Below are 12,959 nucleotides of genomic sequence, written 5' to 3'. Positions count from 1 at the left end.
ATCCGTCCAGCCTCACAGTGAGGCGCTGTCGGTCCGTACAGCGGGGGATCCGGCCGCTTCAGGCTGCCCCAGAGGTCCGCTACGGATAGTCCTGCTCCATTGGGCACCAACCTCACCCCGCGTGCGGGGAATTTGATGAACAGAGAGTGGCCGAAAAAGAGACCGCTCATTCGCCCCTTCTCGGCCAGGGCAACGACTGAAGAACGACTTCTCACGGCCACGCGTTACCGCGGCGCCCGCCATGCGAAGCGTGGCGCACCCCCCGGCCTACTCCTCGACGCGCCCTGCCCGCAGAGCCGGGCCGGACAGCCCAACGGCCCCTTCGGGCCGGATGCCAGGCCTCTGCACCCACGGCGGATGCCAGCCCGCAGAGGAAGTTCGTAACGCTGTGCATACAGCTGTAATCGCCCGAACGCTACGCCGAATTGCCAGGAAATTGGCAGATCAAAGCAGCTGCGTGAGGAAGGGTGCTGCGGTGCCAGATCACCGCGATCAAGCCCCGCAATGTAACTCTCCGTATGTGGAGGATGCTGATTTCGTCGGCGAGTAGCGAAAGGGGGGACCGTAGAAAACTGGGCAGATCGCAGATGTCTGTGCAGCGCCCGCCTGCGATCGGCCGGGGGTCGACGCTGCACCAGCCTCCGTGCGGATGCTCCGGCCGGTCGGGCTGGCATACACGTTGAAGCAGCCTCTAAACAATTGACACATCCACAAGTCAATTCCTACGATCGGCCCCATGAACGGATCAGATCCGGACACCGTCGTTACGCGGAGGGTTGCGCTCCTCGTCGTCGACGGCGTGTCTATGCTCGATGTTGCAGCGCCGTCCGAAGTCTTCGCCGAGTCCCGCCACTCCAGCAGGAACTATGAGCTCGTCGTCTGCTCACCGGACGGCAAGAACGTCACCACCGGCAGCGGCCTTCCCCTGCAGGCCGACTGTGACGCCCACGATGTAGGCTCCATCGACACCGCGATCATCGCGGGAGGGTGCAGCCTGCCCAGCAGAACTCTCACTCCGGAGCACATCTCCGCAGCAGGCCACCTGGCCAGCCGTGCCAGACGGGTGGCCAGCGTCTGTACCGGCGCCTTCGTCCTGGGCGCCGCCGGCCTCCTCGACGGTCGCAAGGCCACCACGCATTGGCACCACACCCAGCGACTGCAGGAGCTTTACCCTCAGGCCGAGATCGTCCACAACAGCGAACTCGTCTCGGACGGCAGTCTCATCACCTCCGCGGGGGAAGGCGCCGGAATCGCGCTGACTCTGCACCTCCTCAAAGAGGACCAGGGAGAGAAGGTGCACAGCGCCGTCGCCCGGGATCTGTTGGTCTACCAGCCTCAATCCGCCGGTCCCGCAGACCAGGCGGCAGCTGCGCCCCGCAACCCCGTGGTCCGTAAACTCACTGAGGAGATCGTCGCGGACCCGTCAGCGCAGTACACACTGACCGACCTGGCCAGCCGCGCCGCGGTCAGTCCGCGTCACCTTTCGCGCCTCTTCCAGGACGAACTGCAGACGACCCCGGCCAAGTTCGTGGAACAGGTGCGATTCGACACGGCGCGTTCCCTCCTCGACCGAGGGGAGTCCGTCACCGACACGGCCTTCATGTCCGGCTTCGGCAGCATGGAGACCCTGCGACGCGCCTTCATCGGCCGTCTTGGAGTGTCTCCGCGCGCCTACCAGCACCGTTTCAAGTCCGAGTAACGCTCGCCCTGGCACGACGGCGCACACACGAACGGTCGTGCGCAGACACGACTGCAACTCTGCCGTCCTCATCCCGCATTCGCGCATCGCTCCTGCCCCGACCCAGGTACAGAACCCGGCGACTTGGCACAGACTCTGGCCAGCACCCACCTAGCACGCGGATCGAGCACCGTTATCGTTATGACCGTGCTCAGCCCGGCGCGGACTCACCTGACGTCACGCCGAACGGTGTCAACCGCCCCCGAGCACACACTCGGGCGGGCTTCAGGAAGTAGCGCTCCACCCCACAACGATGCCCGCAGGGTACGTACGTTTCGAGGCCCCTCCTCTGCCACGACGCAGCAGAGCGCGGCCCTCGGGAGAGAGGGACACGTGCCGGGCAACATCGCCTACCGACCGGCAACCGCGAGCGGGCCCAGTGCTTGAGCGCCGGGCTGAACCAATGCGCTAGGAACCGACCTCTGGTCGTCGGCCTGTGCCTGCTGTATGGCGCCGACGCATCAGGTCTCTTACACCTAGAGACAAGCTGCCCTCGAAGATCACTACCCACCGACACCGGGATCCCGAGCACCGTTGCAGTCGTCCAACGGACCTGACCAGCGAATGCGGTGGCGCTCCTGCCGCCACTGACCTGGCCGCTATCTACCGCCGCAAACCCATCCGGCGGCATCCTGCCCCTGCGAAGGACGTCTGACGATGCCGATGCAACCGCGTATACAAGGAAGTTGACCAGGATCATGAAGGATGACGACGGCGCCCGCATCGAGGCATTCAAGGTCCTCTGCGACCGATGGGAGAAGGCCTGGACGGAGCTGGACGCTGATGGTGTGGCGCAGTTGTGTGCAGAGGATCTTCTGTACGACGAGCCCGCACTGGGCGACACCAAGCACGGCAGGGAGGCCGTCCGCAGCCATGTGATGGATATGGCCAGGACCTTCCCGAACGGCTCCTCGTCTTTCACGCGCATCGGGCTGTACATCGAGGTCGACCGACCTGCCATGGTGGTTGCCTGGAGGTTCCAGGGGACGCCGGCCGGTACCGATCGCCTCGTGGAGTTTCACGGCGACGATCGACTGGAGGTGGGGGAGGACGGCCTCATCCACGCCTACCGGGGGCTGTATGACAACCGGCTCGTGCGTCAGCTGCTGCGCGAAGCCTACGATCGCTGATCTTCTGGTCTGGTGACCTCACCCCTCCCGACCAGGCAGGCAACGAGGTAAGAGGTCCGAGCAGTGCTCGGGCCTCGGTCTCGTTGACCACTCCCTCCGACCGACCTCACCTCGCCGCACGCGCCCCGCCGGCCGGCCGTGCCACGACTCGCAAGTCCGAGAAGACTCCTGCGTACATCCGAGCGCCAGAACTCCGAAAGAATCCGCCCGATGCCGGACAGGGCAAGGTGTGGAATCCATGACGGAAGAGGAAACCTCAAGGCAGCTGCGTGCCCGCTTCGAGGCACTGGCGCGTACCGCGGCGGAGCCGTTGCGCAGGTTTCTGCTACGGCGCATTGACGCAGATTCGGCCGAGGACGTCCTGGCGGACACCTTGCTGGTGCTCTGGCGTCGTATTGACGAGATGCCCGCGCCTACCTCAGATGGAACGTACGATCCGGACGACGTACTGCCCTGGTGCTACGGCGTTGCGCGAGGATGCCTGGCCAACACCCGCCGGGCACTGAGCCGGAGAGCTCGCCTCGCGGAGCGATTGGCCCGGACGGCGCAGCCGGCGCCCGCAGCCAGCACCGATCACTCCGATCTCTACGGCGCGCTGAAGACGCTGCGCGCTCTCGACCGAGAGGTGGTGCTCCTGTGGGCTTGGGAAGAACTGGCTCCGCGGCAGATCGCACAGGTAACCGGGTTGAGCCCCAACGCGGTCAGCATTCGGCTGCACCGGGCGAAGAAGAAGCTCGCCACACAACTCGAGCGAAAGAGTGCCAGGGTCGACGGACATGAGACGAGCGAGGAAAGGAGGAGCATTCGATGAACGACGACGAGTTGCTGGCTCGGCTCAAGGCTGCCGATCCGGTGGCCAGTGCATCGGCTCCGGCTTCCGACTTCACCCATCTCATGGAGGCTGTTATGACTGCCGACCACCACACCCGCCGTGCACCTTCCGCTGCCCGAACCACGTCGCGAACCGAGCCCACAGCACGCTGCGGCCGCCGCTTCGCTCTCGCGACCGCCACCATTGCCGTCCTGGCAGTCGGCGGCGCCGCTGTGTGGAAGACGAGCGCAGGTTCCGAACCCGGCGACACCCCGACGTTGGCCAGCAAGCCGCTGACCTTGACGATGGAAAGCAGGAGCCCTGCCAAGTGCATGGAGCCCACCGTCGACTTGCTGCGCACCTTCGAGATCGCGTTCGAAGGCTCGGTGACCCGCCAGAAGGGCAACCAGGTTGTCTTCCGCATCGACCACTGGTTCCGCGGCGGTGACAGCGAAACGGCCCAGCTCACCAACGACGGCGCCGACGGCAGCAGCGAGACTCTCACCTTCCAGGTCGGTCAGAGCTACCTCGTGACGGCCCAGGACGGAGTGGTCCCGGTGTGCGGGGGCACGAACCTGGCCACCGACGAGGGCACGGCCCTCTTCCACCGCGCCTTCGACAAATGACGCAGGCGCATGCCGCCCCTAGCGCCTGCTGGTGATGGGACGTCATCCCCGTGCGGCGTAGCTCCGCCTTCGTGGTCCCGCACCCGTCAGAGAGCCGCACTGTCGGCGCGGACGCCGTGTAGGACTGCAGGTGTGAGCGCTGAAGACACCCAGCCGACTCAGGCTGTTGCGGGGAGGAGCCTGAGACCGCTGGGTGCGCCGGCTCCCGCCGCCGGCCAACGCGAGGTCAGCCCGGTCGGCGAGGGGAGAGGGCGTCATCGTGTGGTGGTGCCTGTCCGTGGGGTCAGATGCTGCTCGAACCCCGCCCCTGGGCGAAGTCCGCAGCGTGGTCGCGGGCGAAGTCGTTGATGGTTCGGGGAGCGGAACCGACCGTCTTCTCAACGGTGTCGGTCAGACCCGCCCCGTAGCCGGCGCGCAGGATGCCGTCGTAGAGGGTAGCCATGTCCTGCGCGTAATCGGGAGGATTACCGGCTCCGATGTAGCGGTTCAGGAACTCCTCGCGGCTGGTGTCGATGTGGCTCAGCGGACGGCCGACGACCTCGCCCACCCGCTTCAGCGCCTGGTCGATGGTGAGCGCCTCCGGTCCGGTCAGAACCAGGTCACGGTTGTCCGTGCCGCCGGAGGTGAGCTCTACCACCGCGACATCGGCGATGTCCTGGGAGTTGATCATTCCGATGGCGCCATCACCGGTCGGCAGGGGCATCTGCCCGGAGGCGTTGATCCACGGAATGTACTGGATGAGGTTGTCCATGAAGAACGCCGGCCGCAGCACCGTGTAGGCAACGCCGCTGGCCGCGAGTTCCTGTTCGGCCGCGTAGTGGACGCGGGCGAGGGCCAGGGGCGCGTCCGGCGAGGCACCGCCGACGCTGAGCTTGACCACACGCTGCACTCCGGCGGCGGCAGCTGCCTGGATGACCTGCTGTTCCTGGGTGAGCTGATCCGCCACGTTCGCGGTCACGAGGAACACGGTGTCGATGCCGTCCAGCAGCGCGGGCACGGCGTCCGGGTCCGCGAGATCGGTGACGGCCACTTCCACACCCGGCAGGTTGAGCGCGCGCAGCGCGGCAGCACTCTCCTCGCGGCGCACGACACCTCGCACAGCGACCTCCCGCTGGGACAGTGCGCGTACCACCAGGTTTCCCACGGTGCCGGATGCGCCGGTGACGAGAACCTTCATGATGTTCCTCCTTGATAGTGCTGCGTGCTGAACAGAACACGGTCGGCTCGCAACCGTGGTGGGTGACCTCGCCGGCGTGGCGGCGCGTCACCGGGATTGAAGTCGATGTGGTCGCGCGCGCCGTGGAAGCCCTGGGCCTGCTTGCGGGGGAGTACGGCTCTGCTTTGTTGATCGTCAGGTTGCTTCGCTCTGACGGGCCGGCTCACTGTGCAGCTGGGTTTGTGCCGGGTCCTGCCGGGGCAGGCGCGTCTGAGCCGGCAGGGAGTGTGGTGGCGCTGATGCTGCTGCGCAGCCGTGTGGCGGCGAGCAGGCCGGCTATGACCGCAGGCAGGGCGAAGAGCGTGTAGTCGGTGGCCAGGCCGAGATTGTCGGCAACGAGACCTCCGATCAGGGAGCCTGCCGCCAGTGAGAGCTGGCTGGTGGTGACGAACAGCGCCAGGCCGCCTTCGGCTGCGTATCCGCGCATCATGTAGGTCTGCAGGGAGATGGGAATGGCGCCGTAGGCGATACCCCACAGGCACAGGGCGGCGACGGCCGCGGGCTTGAAGTGCCACTGCCCCAGGATCAGCACCGATCCGGTGAGAACAGCTGCTGCTGTGCCCAGGGTGGCGGGAAGGCTGCGGTCCAGCGTTGCACTTGCTGCGAAGTTGCCGACCAAGCCGGCGATTCCGAAGCACAGCAGCAGCACGCCGACTGCCGAGTCGGAGAAGCCTGCTTGATCCTTCAGGTACGAGGACACGAAGGTGTATGCCCCGAAATGCCCGAAGAACAACAGGGCGGACAACAGCAGTCCGATCCGTACGCCGGGGCGGCGCAGGAGTCCGAAGGCGTCGGCTGCACGCAGCGTGGCTGACGCGGGCAGCCGCGGCAGCGTGCGTAGCTGCAGCAGAAGGACCAAGACGCTCATGGCGCTCGCTGTGGCCATCGCGGATCGCCAGCCCCAGTACTGGGCCATGATGTGGCCCAGCGGAAGGCTGACGACGGTGCCGGCAGAGATCCCGGCCATGACAAGCGAAGTCGCCCGGGTGACCTGCTTTGCCGGCACGAGCCGGGGTCCTACGCCTACGCCGATGGTCCAGAAGGCGCCGATGGCGGCACCCAGTACCAGTCGTGCCGCCGTGAGGGTGGTGAAGTTGGGGGCAGCCGCCGCGAGCGCGTCTGACAAGGCGATGATGCCGGTCAGTCCCCACAGCACCACGCGTCGGTCGAGGTGGCCGAAGACCAGGGTGAGAACCGGGGCAGCGACCGCTGCGAGCAGACCGGGCAGGACGACGGTCAGGCTCGCCTGTCCAGCGGACACACCGAAGTGATCGACAATGTCCGGCAGTACGGCGATCATGACGAACTGGGAGAGGACCAGCGCGAATGATGCGGCAGCTACCGCGCTGACCGCCCCCCAGCGCGGCTGTTCCGCTGACGTGTGATGAGGAGCAGAAGGCGCGGGGCCGTGGCAGGCGGGCAGCGTTCCGCGTGCGTGCCTCACGTGGCCCGCGTCGTCATTCCCCGGGAAGGGCACAGCAGACAAATGGGGTGTTTTATGCTGGGGCACCGATGAGCCTTTCCATCAACGGAGTGTGCCGAGGGCGGATGCGCAGCGGAGTGCAGCAGGCGCTTCTACAGACGGGCACTGCATCCGGCACCGAGCTCCTGGCGGCGCACCTGCCGAACCTGTCGGCAGCCACGGAATGGGGTTCTGAATCGCCAGGGACCGCGCACTGATGACGGGCGGGCCCGGCAAGCCGGCGCCAGCCCCTGCGCGTGCTCGGCCCAGAACCGGCACAGGCTGACCGAGCCCTTGGCCAAGGCCGACTGACGGCGGCCAGGCTGTGGCCTTCGTCCGGGTGGCTGCTCCGTCGAAACGCGGGACAGCTGGTCAGCGGACAAGGCGCGGCCAGCACCGCGCTGGTCCGCAGCGCGGTCAGTAGCCGGACTCCGGAATGACGTGCATGGCTGCTTCTTCCGCAGATGCCCCCGCGCCGTCCAACCCGCTGTCGAAAGCCAGCAGATCGGAGTCGACGACCTCGTGCGTTCCCTCGTCAGGGGCAACGAGGCGGCCGGCCCGCTCGTCACCCACTTCGTAGTCGAGCGGCTCACCAGCGGTGTCCCAGGTGTCGCCGATGCCATCGCCTTCCGCGGCGCCCACATCCGGCACCTCTTCGGCGAGGCGCTCGTCCAGCGTCTCTCCTCGGTGCTGTTCCGATGCCGTGACGCCGGTGTGCTCAACAGCCCAGGGCCGTTCCGGGGGCGAATACCCCTCGTCGAGAGCCTCTTCTCCGGCCCGGTAGACCAGCGTGTCCAGGGCGTCGAGAATGCCCACGTCGTCCTGGACCTCTGATCCGTCCGGCTGGTAGACGTCGTCTCCCATAGCTTCGTCGATCATGAGGCGCTCCTAGTTTTCTTCATTTCTTCACGATGGGGTCGTCGGTCGAATGCCGAGGGCGCGTATGGGGCGACGCTGCGCGGGACAACCCAGCAGCCAGGCCGCAGGCGGCCTGCCGGCCAGCGAGGTGCCAAGAACGCTGGGGCCCGGAGCTGGGCGGGAAGCTGTCCGGAGCGATCCTTCAGCGGCTGCCAGAAGTGACTCTGTGCTCGCCGCCAGGAGCGGTATCCGGGCGTCAGACGATGAGCACGGCCAGGCCGGTCAGCTTGCGCGCTGCCATGTCCTCGTGGCTCCGGGCCGCGTCCGTGAAGGCGTACCGAGCCACCTGGATGTCGTGGAACACTCCGTCCCTGATCGCCTGGAACAGCTGTCCCGACGCCTTCCCGACCGTGGAGGCGTTCACATACTGCGGAACCCCGCCGCTTACGACCTTGACGTTGCGACGGGCGAGTTCTGCGGTGTCCAGCTGCGACTGCCCGGAAGCGGCACCGATCGCAGCGATCTTCCCGCCATCCCTGACCGCGGCTGCGGAGAGCTCCGCCGTCGCACGGCCCACGAAGTCGAAGACGACATCGACACCCTCCGGAGCGACCTCGTGAATCCTGTCGAGGGCTTCAGGGTCCCCGGCGTAGACGGCGTAGTCGGCACCAGCCCGCACCTTGTCGAGCTTGTCCCTGGAGCCGGCGACACCGACGACCGTCGCACCTGACGCTTTGGCCCAGCGCGAGAGAAGGGAACCCACGTTGCCCGACGCGCCCTGCACCAGCAGCACTTCGCCGGGGGCGACGTTGTGCAGGGCCCTCATCCCCATCCACGACGTCAGGCCCTTGGCCAGGAAGCCCGCAGCCTGCTCGTTGCTGATGTCTTCCGGCAACGGGATCAGAGAGGCCGAGTCGATGAGCCGCTCGGAGGCATACGCGCCGGCGGAGGCGAAGTATCCGACGCGGTCCCCGACGGCGAACCCTGTCGTCTCCGGTCCGACGGCCACCACCACGCCTGCGGCCTCCGATCCCAGCACCATCGGCAGCGGGCCGTCCACGCTGCCATCGCGCATCATGGTGTCGAAGAAGTTGACACCGATGGCTTCCTGGCGGACTTTCACCTCCCCGCGAGCGGGTTCTCCGACGTCAGCGGTCTCGACGCGCAGGACCTCCGGGCCGCCGTGTTCGTGGATCCGAATGACGTTTGCCATGGCTGACACTCTCCCTGGGCTGCAGCGGCCGACCGTGGAGCCGACCGCTGCCAAAATTTACGGACGTTGAGATCGAAAGGGCTTCAGGCGCCATCCACCGGCAGCGCGTGCTTGTTCCGGGCACTGGGGCGTGTGCGGAACCGGCACTGCCAGCGCATTGCGATCAGCCGCGAAGGCGGTCGGCGATGTCGGCAAGGTGACGGCCCTGATAGCGGGCCGCCTCCAGGGTTGCCGCGTCGGGGCCCTCGCCGCCACCGCTGGGCCAGCTGGTGCCGTACGGGTTCCCGCCGGCGGCGAACAGCAGCGGGTCGGTGTAGCCCGGGGGAACGAGAATGGAGCCCCAGTGGTAGAAGACGTTGTTCAGAGCGAGGAGCGTGGACTCCTGGCCGCCGTGCCGGTTCATCGCCGAGGTGAAGCTGGTCGCCGGCTTGTTGTGGAACACCCCCGCCTGCCACAGTCCGCCGGTCGAGTCGATGAACTGCTTCAGCTGGGCTGCGACGTTGCCGAACCGTGTGGGCGTGCCGAAAGCGTAGGCCGTCGCCCACTCGAGGTCCTCATGCGTCGCCTCGGGCACTTCATTCTTGATGGCGTCCGTGTGCGCACGCCAGGCAGGGTTGGCGTCTATCGCGCTGTCGGGTGCGAGCTCGGGCACACGGCGCAGGCGCACGTCCGCGTTGCGGGCCGCTGCACCCTCTGCCACGGCCTGAGCCAGTTGATGCACATTGCCGGTGCCGCTGTAGTAGATGACGGCAACGCGAACACCCATAACGGACTCCTATGTATATCGGGAAACATGTTGCGTACCGGCTGTGGGTCCTGCCGCTGTCACGCGGTGCAGGGCCGGAGTCGGTCGCCAGCGTCTGGTGTTCAATAGACTGCATCGATGTCCCCGGCGATGCCCCTCAGTAATGGGCACGAACCCCACGGATCAGGACCAGCTTCCGCAGGTCGATGTCGGATGCCGTCAGCACACACGGCATCACGGCTTACGCACCTGATCTTCAGGCGCCCCGAGACGGCGTCTCATGGCTGGTGGCCTTTCCCCGGCATCCAGCCTTGGAAGGCAAGCTCAAGGGAGTGACTTTTCCCGCCCGGCGCGGAACGCACTACGTGACGCTCGCTGAACTGCTAGTGCGTCTCGGCAGCTTCGGCCTGGACCTGATGTGGCACGTTGAGTGCGATGAACTGGTTGACCCTGGATGCGCAGAGATGCGGAGGCGTTCCGTAGGCAGCGGTATGAGTACCCTGACGTTGCTATCGCTGGCAACGCCGGGGCTTCGGTTGATCGATGCGCAAGTATTCGGGTTTGCCGCCCACGAGCTGAAAAGTGTGCTATCGGAGGTCGACAGCTGGCTATGAGACGTGCGCACCGCGGACGAAGGCATCCTCGAGGAATTGCGCAGGAATTACCCGGAGTCAGCAGAACTCTGACCACTCACCAGTCCCAGGCGCCGGGCCCCGGATGCAGTTGCCGTCCACCCGGACTAGAGCACGGGGGCCTGTGCCGTGCCTGGTCAGAATGCCTCGTTCACGCCTGGATGGTCCGGGTTCGCGAGGTGGGCAGCGAGCAGCCCACCTGGCCAACTGGCTGCCGGGGCCTTGCTGGGACGCTGTACTGCTTGCGAAACTACAGCATTCCCCAGCACAATCTCGATGTCGGCCCGAGGGAATCGCCGAAGAGTGGCACGCAGTCCTTCGTCGGTTTCGCTTACACTGCCGCTTCCGAAATCCATCGTGACTCCCAAGCGGACGAGCCGGGTCAGCGGCCCCAATCTCTCTGCAATTCCAGGCGAGGTGTGCAGCGCGATGGCTTCCCATACCTGCTTGCGCAGCGAGGGGGCGAATTCGTGCTCGGTCAAGAAGTCCGAAGCTGCGTCGGCCCCTTCAACTTCGAACCGCTGAGGTCCGTCATACGCGGTCGCCGTACCGGCATCGTGGAAAAGGCAGGCAACGGCCAGCGCCTCGCGCTCCTCTGCCGCAAGAGGAAGATCTGCCGCAGCCGCATCTGCAATCATCCAGACGCGGATACTGTGATTGAGAATTGCAGGATGCAACAGAGGCCGCACATGTTCGTAGGCAGCCTGGCCGACAGCGCCACTGAACGTCACATCCATTCAAAACCCTTACTGCGATCCAGTTGTGTGGTCTGCAATGCGCCGACTGCCCACCTCGCCGGGACTCCAGCTCGCTGCTGGGGTGCACGCACCGCATATGCGGAACGCCACGGCGCACCACACGATACGTGGCGCGCCGTGGCGAGGAGGTCTGCCTGACGCAAGGCGCCGGCAGAAACGGAGTCGTTCCGAGCGAACCGGCTGCCTCGTGGTGGAGTCAACTCGGCCCAGCTCAACGGGAGATGGTCTCGGTGGCGTATTCCCACAGACGGTCCGCGGCTGCCGGATCGACAGCGTGAGCAGCCACGCCGCTGGCTTCGCCCTGATTCCCGGGCACGACCTCGGCTTCCTGGTTGTTCTCGAAGTAACGGCCCGTCACGCCGGCTGTCAGGGGTGACGCGGCCAGCAGCACGGATCCGGCTGCCCCCTGCGACGGAGTCTTGTAGTACGGCAGGGGCGTGACGTTGCCGTCGTCGTCCATCACCCCGAAGGAACGCAACGTTTCGTCGTCGAGGTGCCGCTGGAGGTTGGTCAGTACGTAGCCTGGGTTGACGGCATTGGCCGTGATGCCGTCAGCAGACCACCGGCGCGCACCGACAGCGAAGAGGACGTCAGCTGTCTTGGACTGCCCGTAAGCCGCCCACGGGTCGTAGGGCCGCTGCTCGAACTGGGGGTCGTCGAAGTTGAAGGGGAAGGCGCGATGAGCGCCCGAGCTGACAATCACCACGCGAGCTGACCCAGATGCCTGCAGTGACGACAGGAGCCCGCCGGCCAGTGCGAAGTGCCCCAGGTAGTTGGTGCCCAGCTGCATCTCCCAGCCCTCGGCGGTCGTCACCCGCTCCGGCAGGGCCATGATTCCCGCATTCGCCACGAGAATGTCCAGCGGCCCCTGCCAGGCCGCGGTAAAGGCCCGAACAGAAGAGAGGTCGGACAGCTCAAGGGCCTGGGCGCGGACAAGTCCCGCGCCCGGGATCCCGGAGAGTTCACGGGCAAGCGCTCCCACCGTCTCCGGACGCCGGGTGGCAACCGTGACCTCGGCACCGGCCAGAGCGAGCGCCCGGACAGTCTCTGCGCCGATGCCCGATGTACCACCGGTCACCACAGCATGCCGACCCGTCAGGTCGACACCATCGATGACCTCAGAAGCGGTCGTGCTGGCGGTGAAGGGTGTTGTCATCCGGGATGTAGCGCTCACAAGGACTCCTTGAGAAAGTGTGGAGGTGCTGACGCACTCGAAATTACTGCCGCACACTTGGACGATCCATCGCAGAACGTCCGGCAGAAACTAGAGATCGTCCAGATCGTGTGCTCGCTGAGCCCCACCAGGCCGTCGACGGCACGGCGCCGCTGCGTGCACGAAGGCCTCGCCGGAACGAACCAGCCTGTCCGTGCAGGAAGTGTGTCTGGCCAGCGGCCAGACACACCCTTTCGGCAACGAGACGAGGAACTTCAAATCCGTACGGCCGCATAGAGGTCTGTCTGCGCACGGACGGCGGCGGCCCCATAGCTCTGGCCGGCGCCCCCAGGGACTACGGCATCGCACGGCACCCTGGATGTGGCCAGCTGCGCAGTCGCCCAACCACGCCGAGCGGCCCCGCCGAGACTTCCCGAGGGAACGTCGTCGACCACGCGGACTGCGTGGACTCGTGCCCGTACCTCTCAAACCCTCCGGGCACCAGCGCGAAGCCTGGACTGGTCGTGCCATGGAGGTGTCCTCCGCGGCGGCCGCCGGGGTGGGGCGGCCGCCGTCGGGGGTGAGTCAGGCGGTGGTGCCGAGGGCTTCCCTGAGGC

Annotated in this window: 12 protein-coding genes; 5 read left to right on the top strand and 7 right to left on the bottom strand. The window is 66.4% G+C overall.

What is annotated here, in order from left to right:
* The first annotated feature begins 736 nt into the window (after window positions 1-736).
* From ACZ4UV_RS49020 to ACZ4UV_RS49005, 4 genes are all read left to right on the top strand, one after another.
* Entirely contained in the window at window positions 737-1,699 is a 963-nt protein-coding gene (locus ACZ4UV_RS49020; RefSeq protein WP_467848665.1) for a GlxA family transcriptional regulator, read from the top strand.
* Between the two features lie 737 nt (window positions 1,700-2,436).
* Complete coding sequence (locus tag ACZ4UV_RS49015; protein ID WP_467848660.1) at window positions 2,437-2,868, top strand: nuclear transport factor 2 family protein; 432 nt, start codon at window positions 2,437-2,439, stop codon at window positions 2,866-2,868.
* A gap of 238 nt (window positions 2,869-3,106) precedes the next feature.
* A complete protein-coding gene (locus tag ACZ4UV_RS49010; RefSeq protein ID WP_467848657.1) occupies window positions 3,107-3,679 on the top strand; it encodes an RNA polymerase sigma factor in 573 nt (190 codons plus the stop codon).
* Window positions 3,676-4,305: a hypothetical protein gene (locus ACZ4UV_RS49005; protein WP_467848653.1), complete on the top strand. Its 630-nt coding sequence runs from the start codon at window positions 3,676-3,678 to the stop codon at window positions 4,303-4,305. The genes ACZ4UV_RS49010 and ACZ4UV_RS49005 overlap by 4 nt, the downstream gene beginning before the upstream one ends.
* 283 nt (window positions 4,306-4,588) lie before the next feature.
* Here the strand turns inward: ACZ4UV_RS49005 and ACZ4UV_RS49000 are convergent, their stop codons facing one another.
* The 5 genes from ACZ4UV_RS49000 to wrbA form a co-directional block, all read right to left on the bottom strand.
* Window positions 4,589-5,482 (bottom strand): NmrA family NAD(P)-binding protein, encoded by an 894-nt coding sequence (locus ACZ4UV_RS49000; RefSeq protein WP_467848650.1) that lies wholly within the window; start codon window positions 5,480-5,482, stop codon window positions 4,589-4,591.
* A 202-nt stretch (window positions 5,483-5,684) separates the two neighbouring features.
* A complete protein-coding gene (locus ACZ4UV_RS48995) occupies window positions 5,685-6,965 on the bottom strand; it encodes an MFS transporter (RefSeq protein ID WP_467848943.1) in 1,281 nt (426 codons plus the stop codon).
* Window positions 6,966-7,400: 435 nt separating this feature from the next.
* Entirely contained in the window at window positions 7,401-7,862 is a 462-nt protein-coding gene (locus ACZ4UV_RS48990) for a DUF5709 domain-containing protein (protein ID WP_467848646.1), read from the bottom strand.
* 235 nt (window positions 7,863-8,097) lie between these two features.
* Entirely contained in the window at window positions 8,098-9,054 is a 957-nt protein-coding gene (locus tag ACZ4UV_RS48985) for a zinc-binding dehydrogenase (RefSeq protein ID WP_467848642.1), read from the bottom strand.
* A 163-nt stretch (window positions 9,055-9,217) separates the two neighbouring features.
* Entirely contained in the window at window positions 9,218-9,820 is a 603-nt protein-coding gene (gene wrbA, locus ACZ4UV_RS48980) for an NAD(P)H:quinone oxidoreductase (RefSeq protein ID WP_467848639.1), read from the bottom strand.
* Window positions 9,821-10,005: 185 nt separating this feature from the next.
* Between wrbA and ACZ4UV_RS48975 the strand changes: the two genes are divergently transcribed.
* A complete protein-coding gene (locus ACZ4UV_RS48975; protein ID WP_467848636.1) occupies window positions 10,006-10,413 on the top strand; it encodes a hypothetical protein in 408 nt (135 codons plus the stop codon).
* Window positions 10,414-10,568: 155 nt separating this feature from the next.
* Here ACZ4UV_RS48975 and ACZ4UV_RS48970 read toward each other — a convergent pair whose 3' ends face one another.
* Both ACZ4UV_RS48970 and ACZ4UV_RS48965 read right to left on the bottom strand, forming a co-directional pair.
* Window positions 10,569-11,168 carry an HD domain-containing protein gene (locus tag ACZ4UV_RS48970; RefSeq protein ID WP_467848632.1) on the bottom strand — a complete coding sequence of 200 codons (600 nt, stop codon included), beginning with the start codon at window positions 11,166-11,168 and terminating at the stop codon, window positions 10,569-10,571.
* A 232-nt stretch (window positions 11,169-11,400) separates the two neighbouring features.
* A complete protein-coding gene (locus tag ACZ4UV_RS48965; RefSeq protein WP_467848939.1) occupies window positions 11,401-12,345 on the bottom strand; it encodes an SDR family NAD(P)-dependent oxidoreductase in 945 nt (314 codons plus the stop codon).
* Between the last annotated feature and the right edge of the window lie 614 nt (window positions 12,346-12,959).

This window comes from Streptomyces sp. NPDC028289 (genome assembly GCF_055565975.1).
The sequence above is the reverse complement of the archived record's forward strand: the minus strand, read 5'-3'. Positions and strand labels throughout refer to the sequence as shown.

Excerpts from the sequence above, each read along its gene's own strand:
- ACZ4UV_RS49020 (WP_467848665.1), top strand. The coding sequence starts at position 737 with ATGAACGGATCAGATCCGGACACCGTCGTTACGCGGAGGGTTGCGCTC.
- ACZ4UV_RS49015 (WP_467848660.1), top strand. The coding sequence starts at position 2,437 with ATGAAGGATGACGACGGCGCCCGCATCGAGGCATTCAAGGTCCTCTGC.
- ACZ4UV_RS49010 (WP_467848657.1), top strand. The coding sequence starts at position 3,107 with ATGACGGAAGAGGAAACCTCAAGGCAGCTGCGTGCCCGCTTCGAGGCA.
- ACZ4UV_RS49005 (WP_467848653.1), top strand. The coding sequence starts at position 3,676 with ATGAACGACGACGAGTTGCTGGCTCGGCTCAAGGCTGCCGATCCGGTG.
- ACZ4UV_RS49000 (WP_467848650.1), bottom strand. The coding sequence starts at position 5,482 with ATGAAGGTTCTCGTCACCGGCGCATCCGGCACCGTGGGAAACCTGGTG.
- ACZ4UV_RS48990 (WP_467848646.1), bottom strand. The coding sequence starts at position 7,862 with ATGATCGACGAAGCTATGGGAGACGACGTCTACCAGCCGGACGGATCA.
- ACZ4UV_RS48985 (WP_467848642.1), bottom strand. The coding sequence starts at position 9,054 with ATGGCAAACGTCATTCGGATCCACGAACACGGCGGCCCGGAGGTCCTG.
- wrbA (WP_467848639.1), bottom strand. The coding sequence starts at position 9,820 with ATGGGTGTTCGCGTTGCCGTCATCTACTACAGCGGCACCGGCAATGTG.
- ACZ4UV_RS48975 (WP_467848636.1), top strand. The coding sequence starts at position 10,006 with ATGTCGGATGCCGTCAGCACACACGGCATCACGGCTTACGCACCTGAT.
- ACZ4UV_RS48970 (WP_467848632.1), bottom strand. The coding sequence starts at position 11,168 with ATGGATGTGACGTTCAGTGGCGCTGTCGGCCAGGCTGCCTACGAACAT.
- ACZ4UV_RS48965 (WP_467848939.1), bottom strand. The coding sequence starts at position 12,345 with ATGACAACACCCTTCACCGCCAGCACGACCGCTTCTGAGGTCATCGAT.